Here is a 22380-nt window from a genome sequence, read left to right on the forward strand (position 1 = left end):
GGTTGAAGGTGCTCACCTAGTTTTGCGGGTGGGCTCCTTTTAACTCCTTACAGGAGCTGATTGTGAAAGACTTATTAAACTTTCTAAAAGCACAGCATAAGACCGAAGAATTTGATGCAATCAAAATCGGTCTATCTTCACCGGACATGATCCGTTCATGGTCTTTCGGTGAAGTTAAAAAACCTGAAACGATCAACTATCGTACGTTCAAACCTGAACGTGATGGTCTGTTCTGTGCGCGTATCTTTGGTCCAGTTAAAGACTACGAATGTCTTTGTGGCAAATATAAGCGTCTGAAACACCGTGGTGTTATTTGTGAGAAGTGTGGCGTTGAAGTTACACAAACTAAAGTTCGTCGTGACCGTATGGGCCACATCGAGCTTGCTTCACCAGTTGCTCACATCTGGTTCCTAAAATCGCTACCGTCTCGTATCGGTCTACTAATGGATATCCCTCTACGTGATATCGAACGTGTTCTCTACTTCGAAATGTACGTAGTAACTGAACCAGGTATGACGGATCTAGAAAAATCTCAGATGCTGACTGAAGAAGAGTATCTGGATCGTCTAGAAGAGTGGGGCGATGAATTCACGGCTAAGATGGGGGCAGAAGCGATCAAAGACCTACTTGCGTCTATGGATCTGCCTGCTGAAATCGAAGAAATGCGTGAAGAGCTTCAGTCTACTAACTCAGAGACTAAGCGTAAGAAGATCACTAAGCGTCTGAAGCTAGTTGAAGCGTTCGTTCAATCTGGTAACAACCCAGAGTGGATGATCCTAACTGTGCTTCCGGTACTTCCGCCAGATCTACGTCCTCTAGTACCACTAGATGGCGGTCGCTTCGCGACTTCTGATCTGAACGATCTATACCGTCGCGTAATCAACCGTAACAACCGTTTGAAGCGTCTACTAGAGCTTGCTGCTCCGGACATCATCGTACGTAACGAAAAACGTATGTTGCAAGAGTCTGTTGATGCGCTACTAGACAACGGTCGTCGCGGTCGCGCGATCACAGGTTCGAACAAGCGTCCTCTGAAATCTCTTGCTGATATGATCAAGGGTAAACAAGGTCGTTTCCGTCAGAACCTTCTAGGTAAACGTGTAGACTACTCTGGTCGTTCTGTAATCACAGTAGGTCCATACCTTCGTCTGCACCAGTGTGGTCTTCCTAAGAAGATGGCACTTGAGCTATTCAAACCATTTATCTACAGCAAGCTTGAGACTCGTGGCCTAGCAACGACAATCAAAGCGGCTAAGAAGATGGTAGAGCGTGAAGAAGCGGTCGTTTGGGATATCCTAGACGAAGTAATCCGTGAACACCCTGTACTATTGAACCGTGCCCCTACACTTCACCGTCTAGGTATCCAGGCGTTCGAACCTGTACTGATCGAAGGTAAAGCGATTCAGCTACACCCACTTGTGTGTGCGGCGTACAACGCGGACTTCGATGGTGACCAAATGGCGGTTCACGTGCCTCTAACTCTAGAAGCACAGCTTGAAGCTCGTACTCTGATGATGTCGACAAACAACATTCTGTCGCCAGCGTCAGGTGATCCGATCATCGTACCTTCGCAGGACGTTGTATTGGGTCTTTACTACATGACTCGTGACAAGATCAACGTCAAAGGCGAAGGTATGTACCTTGCTAGCCCAGCTGAAGCTGAGAAAGCATACCGTACTAAGTCTGCAGAGCTACACGCTCGCGTTAAAGTTCGTATCACTGAGACAGTGAAAGATGAAGATGGCAACAGCACTACAAAGACTAAGCTAGTTGATACTACTATCGGTCGTGCAATGCTATGGCAAATCGTGCCATCTGGTCTTCCGTTCAGCATCGTTAACCAGAAGCTAGGTAAGAAGCAAATCTCTCACCTACTTAACGAGGCTTACCGTAAGCTAGGTCTGAAAGATACGGTTATCTTCGCTGACCAAATCATGTACACAGGTTTTGCTTATGCAGCACTTTCTGGTGTATCGGTTGGTATCGACGACATGGTTGTGCCAGATGCGAAATACACTGAGATCGAAGAAGCAGAAGCAGAAGTTCGCGAAATTCAAGAACAGTACCAATCTGGTCTTGTAACTGCGGGTGAGCGCTACAACAAAGTGATCGATATTTGGGCTTCAACCAACGATCGTGTCGCGAAGTTGATGATGGAAAACCTTTCATCTGAAACGGTAGTGAACCGTGAAGGTGAAGACGAGCAACAAGAATCGTTCAACAGCATCTACATGATGGCTGACTCGGGCGCACGTGGTTCTGCAGCTCAGATTCGTCAGCTTGCAGGTATGCGTGGTCTGATGGCGCGTCCAGATGGTTCAATCATCGAAACGCCGATCACAGCGAACTTTAAAGAAGGTCTAAACGTACTTCAGTACTTTATCTCAACGCACGGTGCTCGTAAGGGTCTTGCGGATACGGCACTGAAAACAGCGAACTCGGGTTACCTAACTCGTCGTCTAGTAGACGTTGCTCAAGACGTTGTTGTACACGAGCATGACTGTGGCACGCACGAAGGTATCGACATGATGCCGCACATTGAAGGTGGTGACGTTAAAGTTGCGCTTTCTGAGCTTGCTCTAGGCCGTGTTGTTGCAGAAGACGTACTGAAGCCAGGTACGGACGATGTTCTGATCCCACGTAACACTCTAATTGATGAGAAGTGGTGTCAGATCATGGAAGAGAACTCAGTTGACCGCATGAAAGTGCGCTCTGTAGTTACTTGTGATGCGGACTTCGGTTGTTGTGCACAGTGTTACGGCCGTGATCTAGCACGTGGTCACCTAGTGAACCAAGGTGAAGCTGTCGGCGTTATTGCTGCTCAGTCTATCGGTGAACCAGGTACACAGCTTACAATGCGTACGTTCCACATCGGTGGTGCAGCATCGACTGCAGCTGCAGAGAACAGCATCCAAGCTAAGACTACAGGTACGGTTAAGCTTCATAACGCGAAATTCGTTACAAACAAAGATGGCAAGCTAGTGATCACTTCTCGTGCATCAGAGCTAACCATCATTGACGAATTTGGCCGTACTAAAGAGAAGCACAAACTGCCATACGGCTCTCTACTTTCTAAAGGCGACAACGATGCCGTTGAAGCTGGTGAAACAGTAGCGAACTGGGAAGCGCATACCATGCCAATCATTACTGAAGTGGCAGGTCGCATCCAGTTTGTAGACATGATCGATGGTGTGACAGTTTCTCGTCAAACCGATGATCTAACGGGTCTATCTTCAAGCGAAGTTACAGAAGCTGCCGCTCGCCCAGCAGCAGGTAAAGATATGCGTCCAGCTATCAAACTTGTTGATGAGCAAGGTAACGACGTAATGATCCCTGGTACAGATATGCCAGCTCACTACTTCTTACCTGGTAAAGCGATTGTAAACATCGAAGATGGCGCAGAAGTAGGCGTGGGTGATACGCTATCTCGTATCCCTCAGAAATCTGGCGGTAACAAAGATATCACCGGTGGTCTACCACGCGTAGCTGACCTATTCGAAGCTCGTAAGCCTAAAGAGCCTGCGATCCTTGCTGAGCACACAGGTACTGTGAGCTTTGGTAAAGAAACGAAAGGTAAGCGTCGTCTAGTAATCACTCGTGAAGGCGGTGACGCTTACGAAGAGATGATTCCTAAGCATCGTCAGCTTAACGTATTCGAAGGCGAGAAAGTTGAACGTGGTGACGTGATCGCAGATGGTCCAGAGTCTCCACATGACATTCTACGTCTACGTGGTATCCACGCTGTGACTCAGTACATCGCGAACGAAGTTCAAGAAGTATACCGTCTGCAAGGCGTTAAGATTAACGATAAGCACATTGAGACTATCGTTCGTCAGATGCTACGTAAGTGTACAATCACTCACGCAGGTGACTCTACAGAGTTCCTAGTTGGTGAACAGGTTGAATACGCGAACGTTAAGATTGCTAACCGTCAGCTAGAAGCTGAAGGCAAAGAGTTAGTACGTTTCGAGCGTGAGCTACTTGGTATTACTAAGGCATCTCTAGCGACTGAATCGTTCATCTCTGCGGCATCGTTCCAGGAGACAACTCGCGTACTAACAGAAGCAGCTGTTTCTGGTAAACGTGATGAGCTACGTGGTCTGAAAGAAAACGTCATTGTTGGTCGTCTAATTCCAGCAGGTACAGGTTTCGCTTACCACCAAGATCGTCAAGCTAAGCGCACTGAAGAACAAGAAGGTCCTTCAGCAGAGCAAGCCACTGACAATCTTGCAGCATTGCTAAACGCAGGTTTCTCTGCTGACGAGTAATCGCGAACTAAGAAGATAATAAAAATCCCCAAGCCTAGCTTGGGGATTTTTTTATTCTTTTGAATATGTCGGGAGGTTCGTTCTTCCCTTTGGTTAGATCAGTAAACCACCGAAAGTGAAACCTAATCCAACCGCTGAAGCAATGGTCACCACACCCGGAATGAAGAATGGGTGGTTAAAGACATAGCTACCGATGCGAGTTGAACCTGTGTCATCCATTTCCACTGCGGCAAGCAGAGTTGGGTAAGTCGGTAGAACGAATAGTGCGCTTACTGCGGCGAAAGAAGCCACTGCTGTGAGCGGAGCGACACCGATTGCAAGTGCTGCTGGCATCAGAGCCACTGTGGTTGCTCCTTGCGAGTAAAGCAGCATAGAAGCAAAGAACAGTACCATCGCCAGTAGCCATGGGTAATCAGACAGCAGCGCACCTGCCACTTCTTTAATGCCATCCACATGCGCGTTGACGAAGGTTGAACCTAACCAAGCCACACCTAGAACACACACACAAGCGGTCATTCCAGAACGGAACGTTGAGGCGTTAGGAATTTTTGCTGCATCAATCTTTGTAAATAAAACGATCGCTGCTGCTGCGGCCAGCATCACTGTCATGATGGCTTCATTACGGCCAAGTGCTGGATCAACAATCAGGCCTACGGATTTAGAGATGGCCGCCGCGTAGCAAACCACGAAACCAATTGCTGCAAGGAAGATATATGTGGCTGTTTTCGCTGTTGGAAGAATGTCACGCTGCTTTTCCGTTGCGAGTTTGATCAGACCTTTCTCCAAGCGCTCCTGATAAATCGGGTCATCTTTTAATTCACTGCCCATAAAGTTAGCGACAAAGGCGCCAATCATACAAGCAATGAAGGTGGTTGGGATGCACACCGCAAGTAGTGTCAGGTAATCAACCCCCATTGGTGCCAGCATCGCAGCGAATGCCACGACGGCTGCTGAGATTGGGGAAGCGGTAATCGCGATTTGCGATGCGACCACAGCAATAGAGAGAGGACGAGATGGACGCACCCCTTGACCTTTTGCGACTTCCGCAATAACAGGCAGCGTTGAAAATGCGGTGTGACCCGTACCTGCCATTAATGTCATAAGGAAAGTGACGATAGGCGCATAAAAGGTGATGCGCTCTGGGTTTTTGCGCAAGAAGTTTTCTGCCAGTTGTACTAACCAATCCATACCACCGGCGACCTGCATCGCGGCAATCGCTGTGATGACCGACATGATGATCAGAATTACATCCACAGGAATGTAGGCCTGACTGGTCGGTACGCCAAGAATTAATGACAATGCGATAACGCCTGCACCACCCGCAAAGCCAATGCCAATCCCACCTATTCTGGCTCCTAAAAAGATAAAGAGCAGAACGACTAATAGTTCGACCGCTACCATGATAATTACCTCATATTGTTAACTTAAATTCGATTATCTGAACACTCAGTGCCTAAACGTTTAGATAATTGAAGGAGGGACCCATTGGATAGGCATTAACCCTTATAAAACTGTGGTTAACCGTATTGGTGCCTAAAAAAGGGCCCTATTGGGCCCTCCTTGGTAGCAATCTTATTCGTAGCGTTTCGCTTTATACTTAGGATGCATAAAGTTTTCCACGTTCAAGATATCGTCCAACTCTTCTTCGGTCAGTAAGCCACGCTCCAGCACTACTTCACGAACGCTTTTACCCGTTTCTGCACAAATCTTACCGACGATGTCACCTTCGTGGTGGCCAATGTATGGGTTCAGGTAAGTTACGATACCGATTGAGTTGTAAACGTAGCCTTCACAGATCTCTTTGTTGACCGTGATGCCATCGATACATTTATCACGCAGGTTGACACATGCGTTAGACAGCAGAGAAATGGACTCGAACATGCTTTGCGCGATGACAGGTTCCATCACGTTTAGCTGTAGCTGACCACCTTCTGCGGCAAATGAGATAGTGTTGTCATTACCCAGTACCTTGAAACAGACTTGGTTGACCACTTCTGGTACCACAGGGTTAACCTTAGCTGGCATTATAGAAGAGCCTGCTTGTAGCTCTGGCAGGTTAAGTTCGTTGAGTCCGGCACGTGGACCAGAAGAAAGCAGACGCAAATCATTACAGATCTTAGACAATTTAACCGCCAAACGCTTCAGTGCACCATGTGTCATTACATAAGCACCACAGTCTGATGTCGCTTCAATCAGATCTTCTGCTGGGACTACATCTAGGCCTGTCACGTCAGCTAAGTGTTTCACTGCCAGTTTCTGATAGCCTTCAGCTGCGTTCAAACCAGTCCCGATCGCAGTGGCACCTAAGTTGATTTCTAGCAGTAGTTTTGAAGTGTACTCAAGGGCACGGATTTCTTCATTCAGAGTCACCGCCCATGCGTGGAATTCTTGGCCAACTGTCATTGGTACCGCGTCTTGAAGCTGAGTACGACCCATTTTAAGCACGTCTTTGAACTCTTGGCTTTTAAGTTCAAACGCACCTTTCAGGTATTCAATCGCTTCAATCAGAGTGTGAACGCTATTGTAAACGGCGATACGGAAACCCGTTGGGTAAGCACAGTTGGTCGACTGGCTCTTATTAACATGGTCATTTGGGTTAATGAATTCGTACTGACCTTTTTCCTTGCCCATCAGCTCAAGTGCGACGTTGGCGATCACTTCGTTAGTATTCATGTTGACTGATGTGCCAGCACCGCCTTGGAAGACGTCTGAAGGGAATTGATCCATGCACTTACCTGTTTCAAGGATCAAATCACACGCTTCGACTACGTATTTCGCGACATCTTTAGGAATAACGCCTAGCTCTTTGTTTGCTAACGCCGCGGCTTTCTTGGTCATCACCATGCCACGGACAAATTCAGGGACATCTGAAATCGTGACATTAGAGATGTTGAAGTTTTCGATAGCACGTAGTGTGTGGATGCCGTAGTAAGCATCGGCAGGAACGTGGCGTTCGCCAAGTAGGTCTTCTTCGATACGAGTGGCAGCGGTAGTGCTAGGAGTATCAGTTAGGGTAGCCATCACAGGATCCTTAGATAATTATTCTGATGATAAAGTAAAATGCTAGCCATTCTGCAGTGTAAGAATCCTTTCGTCAGAATTTTTGGCTGTAAAATCCGTCCTGACTTATGGGGCTCATAATACTGTACCCAGCAGATAAAAATAGTAGCTTGATCACCTTTTTTGCTTTTGTTTAGTTAAACTTTTGCAAGATATGAACAGGGTATTAATAACTACAAAGTAGTAGTGGTTTGTTGGGGTTTCTATCACTCTTTTTTACAGCTTTAATTTGAGCTTGAATCAGCTTTGGGCTTACACTGGGCCTAACAAAGGAGGGCGTGTGTTTCCTATCTTATTATTGATGTTTATTTTCGTTCCTATTATTGAAATAGGCCTGTTTATTTCGGTCGGCGGTTACTTAGGATTGTGGCCGACGATCGCACTGGTACTGATCACCGCGTTTGCCGGTGCGTCTTTGGTACGCAGCCAAGGTTTGCAGACCTTGATGTCAGTGCAAAACCGCTTGCAGCAAGGCGAGCTGCCTGCTCAGCAAATTCTTGAAGGCGTGATGCTAGCGGTCTCAGGGGTACTACTGCTGACACCGGGCTTTATGACCGATGCGCTTGGCATGTTGGTGCTATTACCGGCACCACGCGCTGCGATGGCAAGATACCTTATGAGTAAGATGACGGTGCAGTCTGTCGGTGGTGGTTTTCAAGGCGGCTTCGGTTCTGGAAACTTCCAACAAGGCCCTTTTGATCAAGACCCGTTTAATCACCAACCTAAAGACGGTAATACGTTTGAAGGGGAATATGAGCGTAAGGATGGAGACGATAATAATCGCCTCAATTAACGGACAAAACCTCGCGAACACCTGATAAATAAAGGCGCAGTCACAGCGCCTTTATTTGTATTTGCCTCTAGAGCTTTAATTCTATTTATAAGCAAAAGCTAAACTAAATCAGCGATCTATTCTCATTTGTTCAACAAACGTTTCACCTTATGTTTAAACTTTGAAGTCTCTTCAAATATTCAGCATATCTATGAGATCGAAATCTCACTGTCACTGAATGTTGTTTTTAGTTTCATGAAAAAGATAAACACTTGTCGTGCTTTATAAGTCTTTTCTCAATAGAAAAGGTGATTTGGAACACGCTTTCTCAACCCTATACAACACGGAAAGCGATGCAAGGTGGACAGAATGAAACAAAAACTAACCCCAACCTTACTTGCAGCAGTGGTCGCAAGTGCTCTCTCCGCTCCAGCAATGGCGGATATCGTAATTTCTCAGTACGTTGAAGGTAGCAGTAACAATAAAGCTATTGAGATTGCCAACACTGGTGATTCAGCAGTGACGCTGGATGGCTATGAGCTAGCGAAATCGACCAACGGCGGCGGTGAGTGGGGCAGCAAACTGGCTCTAGGTGGCCGTGTACTGGAAGCACAAAGCGTTCTGGTTGTTGCACACACAAGTTCAAGTGATGAAATCAAAGCAGTAAGCGATATCCTAAATGGTTCAGTGATCGGATTTAACGGTAATGATCCGATTGCGCTACTGAAAGACGGCAACGTACATGACATCTTGGGTAACATGGGCGGCTCAGATTTCGCAAAGGATGTCACTCTAGTACGTAATGTTGATGCGATGACGCCTTCTTCTACTTATGACGCTTCTCAATGGTCATCGCTGGCAAAAGACAGTATCGAAGGTTTAGGAGTACTGGATGGCGGTGAGACACCAGAGCCGTTCGCTTGTACTCAAGATGGTGCTGAGCCTGTCTTTACATCGATTCAAGAAATTCAAGGTGAAGGTGATACGTCCCCATTCATCAATGGCTATCCATACATCACAGATGAAGATTTCTTCGTCAAAGGTGTGGTTAGTGCAGTGACCACAGGCCTAACAAAGGGCTTCTATCTACAAGCACTAGAAGATGATTACAACCCGAAAACATCGGAAGGTTTATTCGTCCACACTAACCAATCAAGTTCTGATCTTCAGCCTGGCGATGTAGTGTGTGTCAAAGGTAAGGTTCAGGAATACTACAATCTGACGCAACTGAAAGCCGAAAACAACAACTGGGTGAAACAAGGCGAGCAAGCAGCCCCATCAGCGACGGCAGTTGAAGTGATGGCGGATGACGCTAACTTCGATCAGACGTTAGAGCGCTATGAAGGCATGCTGGTTAAGACGACTGAAGCGTTGGATATGCGCGTGACTCGCACCTTTGGTTACGATTACGCATCGCGTCGTAATAACATGGTGGTTGCTCAAGGCCGTATCAATATGCACCCTAACCAGAACTTTGCTGCAGGTTCTGACGAAGCGAAACAGCAGAGCACTGAAAACGCACAGCGTCGCCTGTTCATTGAGTCTGATGCCAAGGCCGCGGATGGCACGGTTCCTTACTACCCAGATTTCGGCCGCACTGACGCGGACCAGAATGGCTCAACAGAAGATTACATCCGCATCGATGATACCATCGTTGGATTAGAAGGGGTTCTAAGCTACAGCTACGGTGATTACCGTCTGATTGCCACCAACACGCTAACTAACGACAACTTCGTACGTAACGATCCTCGTACTGAAGGCATCGATATGGAAGAAGGCGATCTGCGTATCGCGACATTCAACGTACTCAACTACTTCAATTCCCCATTTGGTGGTGACGCTAACCAGCACGGCGACAACCGTGGTGCCAACAGCTTTGAAGAGTTTGAAGTTCAGCAGGCGAAAATTGTTAACGCAATTCTACGCCTTGACGCTGATATCATTGGTTTGATGGAAATCGAAAACAATGGCTTTGGTGACAGTGGTGCTATTCGCCAGCTTGTTGAGCAGCTAAACCAGCGTATCGATAAGAAGAAAGACCGTTACGACTTCGTTGCCGTTGACAGCAATGGCGATAAAGTGACGGATGAGAACGACTCAATTGGTACTGACGTTATCACAACAGGCGTTATTTACCGTTCTAAAGTGGCGAAGCTGAAAGAAGTACGCGTTATCGAGATGCCAAGTCAGCAAGCACCTGAAGTACTAGATGACGACGGTAAAGTGATCGAAGATGGTAAGAATTATCAGCGTAACTCTCTAGCGCCAACGTTCAAGATCAAAGGCACTAATGAGAAGATCACAGTTGCGATTAACCACTTCAAATCGAAAGGTTCTAAATGTTGGGAAGACGCAGCACCCGTTGACCAAGGTGGTCAGGGCGGTGTAGATGCTGATCAGCAAGGTTCTTGTGAAAACTTCCGTGTTGCAGCGGCGGTTGCACTGGGCGACGCGCTGAAAGACATAAAAGGTCATAAAGTGATTCTTGGTGACTTGAACTCTTACGGTATGGAAGATCCGATGCTGGTTCTGACCGATTACAGTGAAGAGAAATACGGTAAGCAGATCAAAGCGGCACGTAATACCTTTATTGGTGACACAGAGCAGTTTGGTGATAACGGTGCGGTGATTACTGAAGGATACAACTACATTAATGCTGTTGCGATGAAGCACCCAAATAGCTGGAGCTACTCGTACAATGATGAAGTGGGCGCGTTAGACCACCTACTAATCAGCCCAAGCCTGAAGAAGCATTTCGTGGATGCCACAGACTGGCATATCAATGGCGGCGAATCGACGCTATTTGATTACAACGATGAGTACAAAGGTGACTTGCCGAAGTACAACGATCACTTCCGCTCTTCTGACCACGATCCAGCAGTCCTAGAATTGAACATGGCTGGTTCGTTCGGTTTTGGTGCACTAATGTCATTGTTTGGCTTAGCACTGTGGCGTCGTCGTAAATAAGCCACTCTTTTACAGAGACCAAGTAAAAACCGCCACATTCAGTGGCGGTTTTTTTATTCGTATAAATCCGTTGGAACTTCGGTCTCACAACGTGTTAGGTCGTAGTCTTGTGTCGATCCGCCACTACCTCTGTGGTGCATACGCACAATCATACCGCGCTCAATATACCAGCGCAGGTTTTCACAAGAGACTCTGTAGCTAATTTCATTGATATGAGACGTTTGCCAGCGAGAGCTGCCAGGTAAGGTTCTAACGTAATAGATCACACCATTGTCCATCACCTTCAATCCTTTGACGTCGCTCAGATGCTCTTTAGCGGTATCAATAGTTTCTTGGCTAGCTGTTGGTTGTAAATCTTCAATATTCGTAGTTTGGCAAGCGCTCAAAACTAACGCTGAAAGGCTCGTCACTGCGATGTGTTTTAGTTTCATTATTGTTCTCGGTTGATATGAAATTAAGGACAAATTCTTAAGGAAGAGTGGATTTTATTTATAACTATCATCAATGTGTAGTGATAATTTTATAGAGACAAAAAAGTGTGAATTAGAGTGTATTTAGTCTTTCAGGTACGACTTGAGTTAATGGAGGCTTAAGCGACCAAATTTTCCTTGCCCTTATCCGATTCTTATATTCGTTTTTACTTATTTAACTAACTGAAACCAAAGTACTATTTACTGATTTTTATTGTGATTCATCTCATAGCCATTAAATTATATTTTGAATTTATATAAGTATTAATTATTATCGTTTTTCATTTATACTTCATATCTATCATTAGTCCGACGACGAAAAGCGTAGGCGCACCTAGTTTCTGCGTTAAAAGCTGAGATTTAATTCATATGACTAAAAAGCACTATGTCCTAGTTGTGGCTTTGTTCGCTTCTATCGCTGGCGCCCTATATGTGACTTTCTTCAAACCTTCACCTCAATCAATCACGGATGAAGTACCTGCTCTGAGTGACAAGAGTAGTAATGCATTGCCAAAAATAACATTGAGTCAAGATGCCAATTTCCCTTCACCGGTGATTCAGCTTCAGCAAACCATTGCCCATGGTTTGATTGAAGCGGAAAGGGTGGATTTACCTTTATTAAGTGGAGAACTTGCCGAGTTCTCACAAAAAAATATTAGTGAGGAATACCCCTCACCGCCTGAGCTAGAAAATTTAAAGCAACGTTTAAAAAAGTTGCAATCGCTCAGTCAATAAAAATAACGATTTAAACAGTGCCTGAACATAATGCTTGGGGCGCTGATATTCCAAATTCAGAATGAAAACAGCAGTGGCTAATATGAAATCAACCCGTTTCACGCATTCCTTTGCACTATTTTCTTCCTCGCTACTCTTGGCGTTATTTTCTCAGCCAGCATTATCGTTAACTGCTGATGCTGAAAAAAGTATTCAGTTGTCAGGCGACTTCTTGGTATCTGGTGGTCAGGCGAGCTATTCTTTGCCTATCTCGGTTGCACCAGGTCGTGCAGGCCATCAACCTTCATTGAGTCTTGAGTACCGCAGTGATTCGCCAAACGGCATTCTAGGCATGGGGTGGAGCTTAGGTGGATTATCATCAATTTCTCGTTGTGGAAAAAACCTTGAAAAAGATGGTCGTTGGGGCGGCGTTAATTTTGATGCCAATGACCGCTACTGCCTTGATGGTCAAAGGCTAGTCGCCATTTCAGGCCGCGATGGTGAGAATCTGACCGAATATCGCGTTGAAAACAACGGCTATGCCAAGATTGTTTCCTTTGGCCGAGCGGGCAATGGTCCGGCTAGCTTTAAAGTTTGGTACAAAGATGGCTCTGTTTATGAATATGGTGTTAGTGAAGATTCACGTGTAGAGCTCCCAAAACTGGCGGATGTATACAAGTGGTCGCTAAATAAAATCACTGATGCCAGCAAGGCTAACCATATTCAATTTGTATACAGCGAAGAAAATAGCGCCGGGAAGCATAAACTGGCACAAGTTAACTACGTTGGCGGTAAAGTCAATCTGGTTTATGAGACTCGCCCAGACAGTACCTCGCAATTCCTTGGCGGAAAACTACTCAACAGAAACGAGCGTTTAAAGCAGGTTGAGACCTTTGACAGTACCGGAAATAAAATTGGTACCTATGGCCTGACTTATCAGAAGTCCTCTTATACCGCTCGAAGCCAGCTAACTAAGATTAATTATTGTGCCAATGGTCAGTGTTCGACGGATATTAGCTTTACTTGGGCTGGACGCAGAGACCCGGGGCTAGGCGGTGCATCAAACACTGGCTTCAATAGCCCAAGATATTACGATACCAATGGTGATGGTAAGGGAACCGCTTACGGTGAGTTAAGTCGTAGTACTAATGGCACTATGTCGGTTAAAGGGTTGAATGGCACAACACACGCTAACGTGAAGTCATTTAGTTTAAATGGCAGTGTCACAGCGCCTTCAGTAGCATTGAATCAGTGTAATGTGAATGCGGCAAGTTCATATAACAAGGGTAATGGACAATTTGGCTACTATTGTCAGTTTACGGCTTGCTCTGGTGATAGCTGCAAATATGGCTCTAATGGTGTCAACTACGGCGATTTTAATGGCGACGGCATTGAAACCTACCAAAAAGGTTATTCTACCGTTGATATCAACGGTGATGGGCTTGATGACCTGCACAAGTTTGATATTCCTAATGGTGGTTATCGTTATCAAATTACAGGTTCAGGTTGGCAAACGCTGCCCTCTCATGGTGGGCGTGTATTAAAGTCGTTTACTGATATCAATAATGACGGCTACCTAGATGCTGTAATGGGCTCACCTACCTCAACTGGGCTGCTTTATGTCCATCTATTTAACGGTAAATCTTATGGCTCCCCGTCTCCAATCAATAGCCATAGTGTCTCGCATGAAGATGGGGTCTATTTTTCTGATCTGAACAATGACGGTTATCCAGAGCTAGGTTACGGTCGTAACTTCTACCAAAATACTAAAAATAATCAGTTTGCTACTGGTGTGTTTCTTGATGCTGGAGCGAAAATATATTCAGTACAAGATGTTAATGGTGACGGTTGGGCTGATGTACTCACACGTGCCGATGGCGATAATGTTAAAGCACATATCCGCCAATCATCGAAACATGTACAAGATAAGATCACACGCTTTTCTGAAGTAGGTGTTGACTATTCGGTGAGCTATAAAGCCGCGGTGGAAAATAGCATTTATACCACTACTGGAGCCTCTAGCTCGTATCCGTATAAAGTCGTCACACCAAGGCGCTATCTAGTGGCGAATGTGACTAAATCACCGAAAGGCTATGGCGCAACTAGCTATAGCTATAAATATGCAGGGGCAAAAACGCACCTCAAAGGTGGTGGTTTCTTAGGCTTTAAAACCATCACAGAAACGGAATCGGCTGATGTTGTTACGGTAACCAAAACGACATTTGAACAAGACAAGCTAGCAATTACTGGTAAGCCACTGACAGTAGAAGTCTCTAAAGACGGTAAAAAAGTTTCTGAGATCAGCTACCAGTACAAGCAGCATACTCGTCAAGGCTACAACGCCAAATACTATCAAGTGTATGCAGAGCAGGTCGTCAAAAATAAATATGGTTTAGGCAATAGCGAGGTAGTGGAAAGAAAAGAGACCATTACACGTGTGATGGACCGTTTCGGTAACTTGCTTGATGAAACCTCTGTTGTCTCAAGTGATATTGAAGGAGCTGGCCAGTTCACAAGTACCAGCAAGTTTGAATATCTATCAACCGGGCTGAACAACAATCACCATATCTACGATATCTCAACCGTAAGCAATATTGATAACCTTTCAACGTTGCTGAGTTCCTTTAAAGCAGGGCTTGGTCGTTACTGCGGTGCGAATGGTGAAGTGTACTTTAAAGCCAATGACCATATTGTGCTTATCCATAGTGATGTCGATATTCCCCTCGTTCTTCAACGTTATAACGCTTACTTTAAATATCAGGTCACGGGCTCAAGCACCGACCTAGATGGACTAACCGTTTACACTGGTAAGTTAGTTAATGCTTCGGCAGCAGATTTTACCGCAGCCAACCCGCAATCTTGTGGCAGCTACGCTATTGGTGATTTTGATGGTGATGGAAAAATGGAGTTCACCACCTCAAAAACAACCCGTACTGAATTAGTCACCGAGACGGGGGATAGCTTCTGGAAAATTGGTACGGTTGCCAACTCAACCTCTACCTTAGCGGATAATATCACCAACCTAAAACGCGCTATCAGCAACACTTATAGCTATGATGACAATGGTTTCTTAACCTCTAGCACAGTAAATAGCTCTGATTACGAGTCAAGTAGTGATATTGCCTCTGGCGGCAAGAGCGTAACTAACCGTTATAGCTATGATCAGTGGGGCAATGTGGTTTCACAAAGCGTAGAAGGGACAGATCTTGCTGCGCGCACTTCGACCACTCTTTATGATAGCCAAGGTTTATACGTTACTTCGTCAGCGAATGCTCTGGGCCATCGTTCTTCGACTCAATTTAATGCGCGAGGCATGCTGACTAAATCAGTCAGTGCACTCAAAGGTCGTACCAGTAGTTTCGCTTACGATTCCTTTGGCCGTGTCACCAGTGAAACTTTACCGGGAACGGGGAATACCAATCTCACTCAATACCAGTTGGGTGCTCAGTGTGGCTCTCATGCAATCAGTCAAACGGTAAGTTGTGTGACAACCAAACCTGCTTCTGGCGGTCAGGTGACGACGCACTTCGACTATGCAGGCCGAGAGATTCGTAAACTGCACACTGGCTTTAGCGGTCAGTTAGTCGTAGTCGATACTCGCTGGGATCGCAATGGTCGAAAACTGAGTGTGACACGTCCACAGTTTGTTGGCACCAAAGCAACTGCCCCTGTAGTTACTTTTAATTATGATGCGTTAAACCGCGAGATCAAAAAACAAGAGCCAGCCAATGGTGGCGGTATAGCGATCTTTGTCACCACTTATGATGGTTACAAAACCAGTGTCAAAGATGCGCGTGGCTTTAGTCACAGCACAGTGACTAACGTGATGGGCCATATCTTGCGTAAAGATGAACCGCATGGCGCATACCAAATCTACCAGTACTACCCAGATGGCAAACTTAAAGCAAGTACCGACTCGGCAGGCAACATCACTCAGATCCGTTACGACAACCTAGGCCACCGCAGCTACCTAGATGACCCAGATATGGGCAAGTGGTCTTACACCTACAATGCGGCAGGTGAATTGATCTATAAGCGTGATGCGAAGGGCACCGTCACTACCATCGAATATGACCGCTTGGGTCGTAAGACAAAACAGATTGAGGACGGTAAAGTTTCTACTTGGCGCTTCGATGAACGCGGTGCCCTAGGCACGCTGTCAGGCTTCGCAGGAAATGGTAGCGAGACCGATTACTACTACAACGAAGCGGGCTTAACTGAAGAGGTTGCGGTTAAAGTCAATAACGAGAAGTTCAGTACTTACTACTTCTACGATAAGTACGAGCGCGTTGCCCGAGAGGTTCGCCCGAACGGCGTTGATACTACATTAGCTGGGGCGGCTAAGTTACTTACTAGCGCGAATAACGACAATAGACTGGCAGTCGAATACGTTTATAACCCGAATGGGTATGTTTCTGCGGTACGTAGCCCGAAAAGCTACGCAGACAAAGCCTTTACCAGTGCTAGTTTCCGTGAAGATATCAAACAGCTGCTAGACCAAGCGATTGCTCAGGCGGCCGAATACCTAAGTAAAGCGGAGCGTTATTCGACTCAAGAGAGCTTCTTTACCACTAAAGCGGCGGAATACAACAGTAAAACCGTCAACGTACATAACCTAGACAGCTCTTCTCAGGCGCTGCTCGGCAATGGCTACCGCTATAAACAGTGGTGTAATGCACAAGGCGAATGTTATTTGCGCCCGGCAACTTGGGTGCTATTGCATGATGATGTTTCTATCCCGCTGGATATTACGTTAGAGGGGGCGATCTATCGTTTATCTACCTCATTAGCCAATAGCTCTAGTGTGGGCATTCGAAACTACAATGCAACGCTGCATACTGTGTCGGCTACGGAGTTTGCTTCACAAGCTCTAACCCCATCGCACGATTTTATTCTGACTGACTACGACAGCAACGGTCAGAAAGATCTGATGAGTAATAAAGACATCTATATTGCTCAGGCTGATAGCACGACCACCACCGAGTTACTGTTTGCCGCAGATGACTTATCTCAAGCGGCGACCATCGCGAGTACGCGTTACAAGTTCTACACGGATTTGGCTAACCAACTGATTAACCTTTCAGAGAAAGTCGCTGACCTAAGTGGGTTGTATTGTGAGTACGCTAACCAGCTAGGGGGCAATCAGCTGCAAGCGGATCAGCGCACTAACTGTGCTAACACGCAGCAGTCGAGCCAAGCTGACCACCTTAACCTGATCCTAACTCAGTCTCAGCTTGAGGAGTCACTCGATAACCCGGCATACGTTTACTACTGGCAGCGCCGAGAAACTGATGCGTATGACCATACCTTATCGGAAACCTTAGGTAATGGCTTAGTCAACACGTACAACCATGATGCCAATACGGGTAGACCAAGCTACATCACTACCCACAAGGCTAATGTACTGTTTGATCCGCGACTATCAGGGAGCACGGCGAACGGGCGCAATATTCGCTTTATTCATTACCGTTACGATAACCACAACAATGTGACCTATCGTTATGACGAGAAGCTCGGTATTACCGATACATGGGAATACGACGGGATTGATCGCGTGATCAGTAATGGTATTTCATTGGCGAGTAAGACTCAGCATGGTGAAAACAACCCAGACTTGGCTGGTCCGTTTGTTTATCAATACGACAAACTTGGCAACCTGATGTTTAAGACCGGTATTGGTGACTACGTATATAGCAACCAGCAAGCTGGCCCGCATGCGGTGACCAAAGCCAACGGCTTAAACTACCAGTACGATGCCAATGGTAATATGCTGCGCGCTTGGGCGGATGGCAGTCAGCAGAACGAGCGTGAGTTGGAGTGGTCAGAGTTTAACAAGCCAACTAAGATTACGCGTAATGGTAAAACGGTAGAGTTCTTCTACGATGCCAACCACAACCGCTACCTGAAGAAAAATAGCGATGGTATCGAGACTTTCTACTTCGGCAAAAGCTATGAGCGTGTCACCGATAGCAACACAGGCATAGTGCAGCATAAGCACTTTATTTACGCTGACGGTAAGCTGATCGCACTCAATACGCATACTGGTGATGGTGAGAACAAGCTTAAAGACAAGCAAACGCGTTACCTTCACTACGATGCACTCAATTCAGTCGATATGATCACTGATGGCTACGGTGTGGTGGTAGAGCGCCGCAGTTACGACACCTGGGGTAAGCAGCGTAAAGTCGCATGGCGTGAAGATGGCCCGCTCGATGTAGTGCAACAAGCCATTACCAACCGTGGTTACACAGGCCATGAAGAGATCGTCGAAGTTGGATTAGTACATATGAATGGTCGTGTCTACGATCAGGAATTGGGTAGGTTTATTAGTGCAGACCCGTTTGTTCAGGCTCCATACATTACCAACAGTTTTAATCGTTATTCTTATGTGTCGAATAACCCCCTGAAATTCGTGGATCCTAGTGGTTACTGGTGGAGGGATAGCAGCGGCAGCGGTGCGACTGGTGAATGTCGTACAGATGGTAACAATCATGACGGTATATCAGGTCGAACTACCAAGAGAGATAATGGAAATGATAATAAAGGTGGAAGTGATGGCGATAAAGCTAAGCCTGAAAACAAAGAAGAGCCTGTAGAAAAGCCAGAGGTAACGACTGAACCAGATCTTTCTCAGACCCCTGATGATGAAGAAGACGATGGCTGGGGTTGGGGCGACACTTGGGATGTAGTCAAAGATTTTATTCCTGGCTACAACACGGTTAAACATGCTTTAAATGGCGAATGGACAGAAGCAGCGAAGTCATTAGCCGTTGATGCTATTTCTGTCACAGGGATCGGGATTGTTGGCAGAGTCGCTGTAAAAGTAGGTGCTAAAGTCGCTCCTCGGATTGTAAGGGCTGCAAAAAATGTATTTAAGAGCCCAGCAGATGATGTTGCAAAAGGAGGACGTGGTAAGCAAGTTGGAGACATAATAGAGACTGATGGTTCAACAAAGGCTAGTGTTATAAAGGCAAAAGCGGAATCGGTAGGTTTTAAAGCCTCCCAAACGGCAAACGGTCCTGTGAAAATGGTTGATGAAAATGGAGTTGCTCGGGTAACTATTAAAGGTGGAAGTCAACGCGCGCCAGGTAGTGCAGGCCCTCATGTTGAGCTTAAAACCTCTAGTGGCCAAAGGGTAAATACTGTGGGTGAGCCAGTAACACGTAAGAGCCCTGAAAATCACACGCCAATTGATTTTGATTTATAGGAGAGTTTGTAATGAGTAGTTATTATGACTGGGAAGACTTTGCTGATATTTATTTGGAAGATAGTTTCGTATTGAGAATTTGTGAATCTTACAATGAAATTTCTTTTATTGTTGAAGCGGTCTTAACGGAAAATCATCCTCTATATAGGTCTCCTGAAAGCGGTGAGCAATATTGCTATAAGAAAGGAAAGATAGTTTTTCAAGGCTTGAAGTGCGTCAAATGGATAAGTAAAAACGAGACTCCATTTAAAGATGTTTCTGGTGAGGAAGATTATGGCAATATTGACACTTTTCAATTGTTAAATGATCAGTATCGTCTGTCGGGTGATTGGGGAGAGTTAGAAGTTAGGTCTTCACCTGTAAAATGGATTTGGATTGAAATGTAAATGGTGCCGATCTTTCCGTTACATGCCTTAGTTGATTTTCTAGTAAGGGAAGGAACCTCCACTGAGTGACTAAATTAATTTGGCGTTATATCTTTAACGCCATTCTTAGCGCGACTAAAACCAGTTAACTAAATTACCTTAATCAAGATTAATAGATTAAAATGAAAAAATATTTTACCTTTCTTATTCTACTGCTTAGCTTCGGTGTAAGCGCAACAGAAGAATCACCAACTGGACTGATTAAAAGAATACAAGCTTATTCTGTTCATGGTGATGTTTTTGTTAGTATGGAAACTAACGGGCAGCAATGTAGCACTGGATATTTTATAGATAAAGTCAGCCCAGGCTATGAATCGATTTTAAGTATGTTACTTGCTGCCTACCAAGCCAATACACCAATGTCAATATTTGCCTATGAAGACCAACGATGGTCGGGGACTACTGCCCCTGTATGTAAAATATTTAGCGTGGTTTATGCGCGGTAGTAACCAGAAAAACTCGACACTACGGCACAATAAAAAGTGCTACGGCCTGCAAGCTTGAGTATTTGGGCTTGGATGTTGACTAGATTAATAGCTTTCTAGCAATAAAATAAATTTTAAATGACCTTTTAATAGTGACGTTATGAAAAGAATTTATACCCTATTATTTCTACTTTTTTCTTTATCTATAAATATAAGTGGCTCATTAGCGGGAACGCCGCCTTTCGAAGGTTGCCGTTCTAGTGGTTGTGTGGGAAAAATTGACTCTATTTATTTGCACCGAGATGGAAGCATTAAGTTCCCGCCACCAGGAAAAGTGCCAGGAGATGTGCCCAGCGAGCTTAATTGTAAGTTAGGAGAAGGTGTTTATTTCGTTTTAAAACAATCTCACACTCACTTTAAAAACACTTACAGTATGTTGCTCACAGCTCACTCATCAGAAAAACAGGTATTTGCCCGTATTGTTGAAGGCTCCAACGATTGTCAGCTTGACTATATGGTTATTTATTAACGTTTTATAAATTACATAAGGAATTAATCATGAAAAAAATCCTTTTGGCTCTTTTGTTTATATCTTCATCCACTTTTGCTGGATCCTCAATGGATGTTGGCACTATAAAAGGTGTTTTTGTTAAACCTAACGGAACAATTGCAGTGAGTCTTCAGCAAGGTTTCCCGAATGCAAAAACATCAGGTCAGTGCGCAAACAGCAATGGATGGGCTGGGTTAGGGACATCGGAAAATATTTTTAAATCCGCATTACTTTCAGCGAAAGCGACGCAAGATACGGTAAAAATTGTGATAGAAGGGTGTGAAGGTGGATGGTATCGGATTAAAGAGTTGTACATAGAGTAGAGCGCAGATCTTAATGGGATTTATTTGACTCACTAAACCAAAGTACCATTTTTTCATATTCGTTGTGATTTGAGTTGTATCTACGAGTGGTGGTTATATTTAAGATTAAATAGTTAACCACTTATAAATTAACTATTAAAGGCTATCTAATGAAGCGATTATTTTTTATTGTGTGTTCCCTAATGAGTTCGGTTGCTTATTCTTTAGAGTGGACAGAACCACATATAGTAGAGCGAGTCCATATCACCACTAATGGTACATACTATTTTAAAGTGGCCGATGGGTGGGGGGCTGAGAGTTGTAAAAAAGCGGCTTATGTCTTCTTACACAAAAATGAAGCCGTTGCTGCAGACGCGGTGCTGAGTCTTGTTCTGGCATCTCAGGCTACTGGTAAGGCAATAAAAGCGCGTGGAGTTTGTCAAGATAGCGGGCACTTTCGCATGGATTATGTCATTCAAATGGAAGCTGAGTAATTTGCCTCTTATATACAACCCCCAAGTTATAGCTTGGTGCTTGAACAATGTTTACATGTCATTATCTGAAAATATGAGTAACGACAAGCTGGATGATGAATAATGCATAGCAGCTCTTTAACCATGGAGTCGAGATCATCAATTTAAGCTTAGGCTTAATTTCCTTCCTTACAGGTGCTTCAGGTTGTACAAGGCTGTTTCAGAGCAAGCTTGTAGTAACCATACCGCTTTTACATGTCTTATTTGAATTAACAGGTCGGTTACGCTGGTTCCTACTTGAGTATTCAACAGTGCGTATCAAATTAAAGCATTTTATAGAGTAGAGCGCAGATCTTAACGGGATTTATTTGACTAACTAAACCAAAGTACCATTTTTTCATATTGGTTGTGATTTGAATCGTATCTATGTTTTTTTGATTTGAATCTATTTAAAGGTCAATTATTATTCACGTGTATTATGATTTTTCCTGCTAATTAGATAACAATATGGGGTGGAAGTGTAGCCCATTTCCACTTTTCACCAGAGTGAAATCAATGATGACTCAAATACACTATCTCCCTATCGTGGTTTTACTCGTTTTTATTACCACTGTCTTACACACCATACACTCAGCGCCTTTATTTTTATCATCAATTGATGGCTTGGGTTTGAATAAAAACCGTCGAAAGCCGTCCCCAAAATAAAATGCAGTGATTTTCCTCACCGTTTGCTTCAGAAATGCCTCA

General features: G+C 44.9%; 13 protein-coding genes. 10 read left to right on the forward strand and 3 right to left on the reverse strand.

The annotated features are described in order from the left end of the window. Positions 1–62 precede the first annotated feature (62 nt). On the forward strand, positions 63–4268 hold the full coding sequence (gene rpoC, locus CTT30_RS01290) for a DNA-directed RNA polymerase subunit beta' (RefSeq protein WP_252035843.1): 4206 nt from the start codon (positions 63–65) through the stop codon (positions 4266–4268). A gap of 93 nt (positions 4269–4361) precedes the next feature. On the opposite strand, the gene CTT30_RS01295 is transcribed toward rpoC, so the two are convergent. Continuing rightward, the gene (locus CTT30_RS01295; RefSeq protein WP_239866910.1) at positions 4362–5669 is read right to left on the reverse strand and encodes an anaerobic C4-dicarboxylate transporter; all 1308 of its coding nucleotides are present in this window, start codon (positions 5667–5669) and stop codon (positions 4362–4364) included. A gap of 171 nt (positions 5670–5840) precedes the next feature. Further along, the gene (aspA, locus tag CTT30_RS01300; RefSeq protein WP_239866907.1) at positions 5841–7289 is read right to left on the reverse strand and encodes an aspartate ammonia-lyase; all 1449 of its coding nucleotides are present in this window, start codon (positions 7287–7289) and stop codon (positions 5841–5843) included. 319 nt (positions 7290–7608) lie between these two features. On the opposite strand from aspA, the gene CTT30_RS01305 reads away from it, so the two are divergent. Together CTT30_RS01305 and CTT30_RS01310 are read left to right on the forward strand one after the other, a co-directional pair. After that, a complete protein-coding gene (locus tag CTT30_RS01305; RefSeq protein WP_252035844.1) occupies positions 7609–8121 on the forward strand; it encodes an FxsA family protein in 513 nt (170 codons plus the stop codon). Between the two features lie 348 nt (positions 8122–8469). Further along, positions 8470–11067 carry an ExeM/NucH family extracellular endonuclease gene (locus tag CTT30_RS01310; protein ID WP_252035845.1) on the forward strand — a complete coding sequence of 866 codons (2598 nt, stop codon included), beginning with the start codon at positions 8470–8472 and terminating at the stop codon, positions 11065–11067. Positions 11068–11120: 53 nt separating this feature from the next. On the opposite strand, the gene CTT30_RS01315 is transcribed toward CTT30_RS01310, so the two are convergent. Next, positions 11121–11498 carry a hypothetical protein gene (locus tag CTT30_RS01315; RefSeq protein WP_252035846.1) on the reverse strand — a complete coding sequence of 126 codons (378 nt, stop codon included), beginning with the start codon at positions 11496–11498 and terminating at the stop codon, positions 11121–11123. Between the two features lie 408 nt (positions 11499–11906). Here CTT30_RS01315 and CTT30_RS01320 point away from each other — a divergent pair, with 408 nt between their 5' ends. From CTT30_RS01320 to CTT30_RS01350, 7 genes are all read left to right on the forward strand, one after another. Continuing rightward, on the forward strand, positions 11907–12272 hold the full coding sequence (locus CTT30_RS01320; RefSeq protein ID WP_252035847.1) for a hypothetical protein: 366 nt from the start codon (positions 11907–11909) through the stop codon (positions 12270–12272). A gap of 82 nt (positions 12273–12354) precedes the next feature. Further along, positions 12355–19458 carry an RHS repeat-associated core domain-containing protein gene (locus CTT30_RS01325; protein ID WP_252035848.1) on the forward strand — a complete coding sequence of 2368 codons (7104 nt, stop codon included), beginning with the start codon at positions 12355–12357 and terminating at the stop codon, positions 19456–19458. 11 nt (positions 19459–19469) lie between these two features. After that, the gene (locus tag CTT30_RS01330; RefSeq protein ID WP_252035849.1) at positions 19470–19844 is read left to right on the forward strand and encodes a hypothetical protein; all 375 of its coding nucleotides are present in this window, start codon (positions 19470–19472) and stop codon (positions 19842–19844) included. 161 nt (positions 19845–20005) lie between these two features. Then, the gene (locus CTT30_RS01335; RefSeq protein ID WP_252035850.1) at positions 20006–20329 is read left to right on the forward strand and encodes a hypothetical protein; all 324 of its coding nucleotides are present in this window, start codon (positions 20006–20008) and stop codon (positions 20327–20329) included. Between the two features lie 139 nt (positions 20330–20468). After that, entirely contained in the window at positions 20469–20837 is a 369-nt protein-coding gene (locus CTT30_RS01340) for a hypothetical protein (protein WP_252035851.1), read from the forward strand. Positions 20838–20866: 29 nt separating this feature from the next. After that, complete coding sequence (locus tag CTT30_RS01345; RefSeq protein ID WP_252035852.1) at positions 20867–21181, forward strand: hypothetical protein; 315 nt, start codon at positions 20867–20869, stop codon at positions 21179–21181. A 149-nt stretch (positions 21182–21330) separates the two neighbouring features. Next, a complete protein-coding gene (locus CTT30_RS01350; RefSeq protein ID WP_252035853.1) occupies positions 21331–21654 on the forward strand; it encodes a hypothetical protein in 324 nt (107 codons plus the stop codon). Positions 21655–22380 lie beyond the last annotated feature (726 nt).

The organism is Vibrio coralliilyticus, assembly GCF_024449095.1.
GTDB classification, from domain to species: Bacteria; Pseudomonadota; Gammaproteobacteria; order Enterobacterales; family Vibrionaceae; genus Vibrio; species Vibrio coralliilyticus_A.

What these genes read in the sequence shown, in the direction of transcription:
- CTT30_RS01295 (WP_239866910.1), bottom strand. Translation starts at nt 5,669, where the DNA reads ATGGTAGCGGTCGAACTATTAGTCGTTCTGCTCTTTATCTTTTTAGGA.
- aspA (WP_239866907.1), bottom strand. Translation starts at nt 7,289, where the DNA reads ATGGCTACCCTAACTGATACTCCTAGCACTACCGCTGCCACTCGTATC.
- CTT30_RS01310 (WP_252035845.1), top strand. Translation starts at nt 8,470, where the DNA reads ATGAAACAAAAACTAACCCCAACCTTACTTGCAGCAGTGGTCGCAAGT.
- CTT30_RS01315 (WP_252035846.1), bottom strand. Translation starts at nt 11,498, where the DNA reads ATGAAACTAAAACACATCGCAGTGACGAGCCTTTCAGCGTTAGTTTTG.
- CTT30_RS01320 (WP_252035847.1), top strand. Translation starts at nt 11,907, where the DNA reads ATGACTAAAAAGCACTATGTCCTAGTTGTGGCTTTGTTCGCTTCTATC.
- CTT30_RS01325 (WP_252035848.1), top strand. Translation starts at nt 12,355, where the DNA reads ATGAAATCAACCCGTTTCACGCATTCCTTTGCACTATTTTCTTCCTCG.
- CTT30_RS01330 (WP_252035849.1), top strand. Translation starts at nt 19,470, where the DNA reads ATGAGTAGTTATTATGACTGGGAAGACTTTGCTGATATTTATTTGGAA.
- CTT30_RS01335 (WP_252035850.1), top strand. Translation starts at nt 20,006, where the DNA reads ATGAAAAAATATTTTACCTTTCTTATTCTACTGCTTAGCTTCGGTGTA.
- CTT30_RS01340 (WP_252035851.1), top strand. Translation starts at nt 20,469, where the DNA reads ATGAAAAGAATTTATACCCTATTATTTCTACTTTTTTCTTTATCTATA.
- CTT30_RS01345 (WP_252035852.1), top strand. Translation starts at nt 20,867, where the DNA reads ATGAAAAAAATCCTTTTGGCTCTTTTGTTTATATCTTCATCCACTTTT.
- CTT30_RS01350 (WP_252035853.1), top strand. Translation starts at nt 21,331, where the DNA reads ATGAAGCGATTATTTTTTATTGTGTGTTCCCTAATGAGTTCGGTTGCT.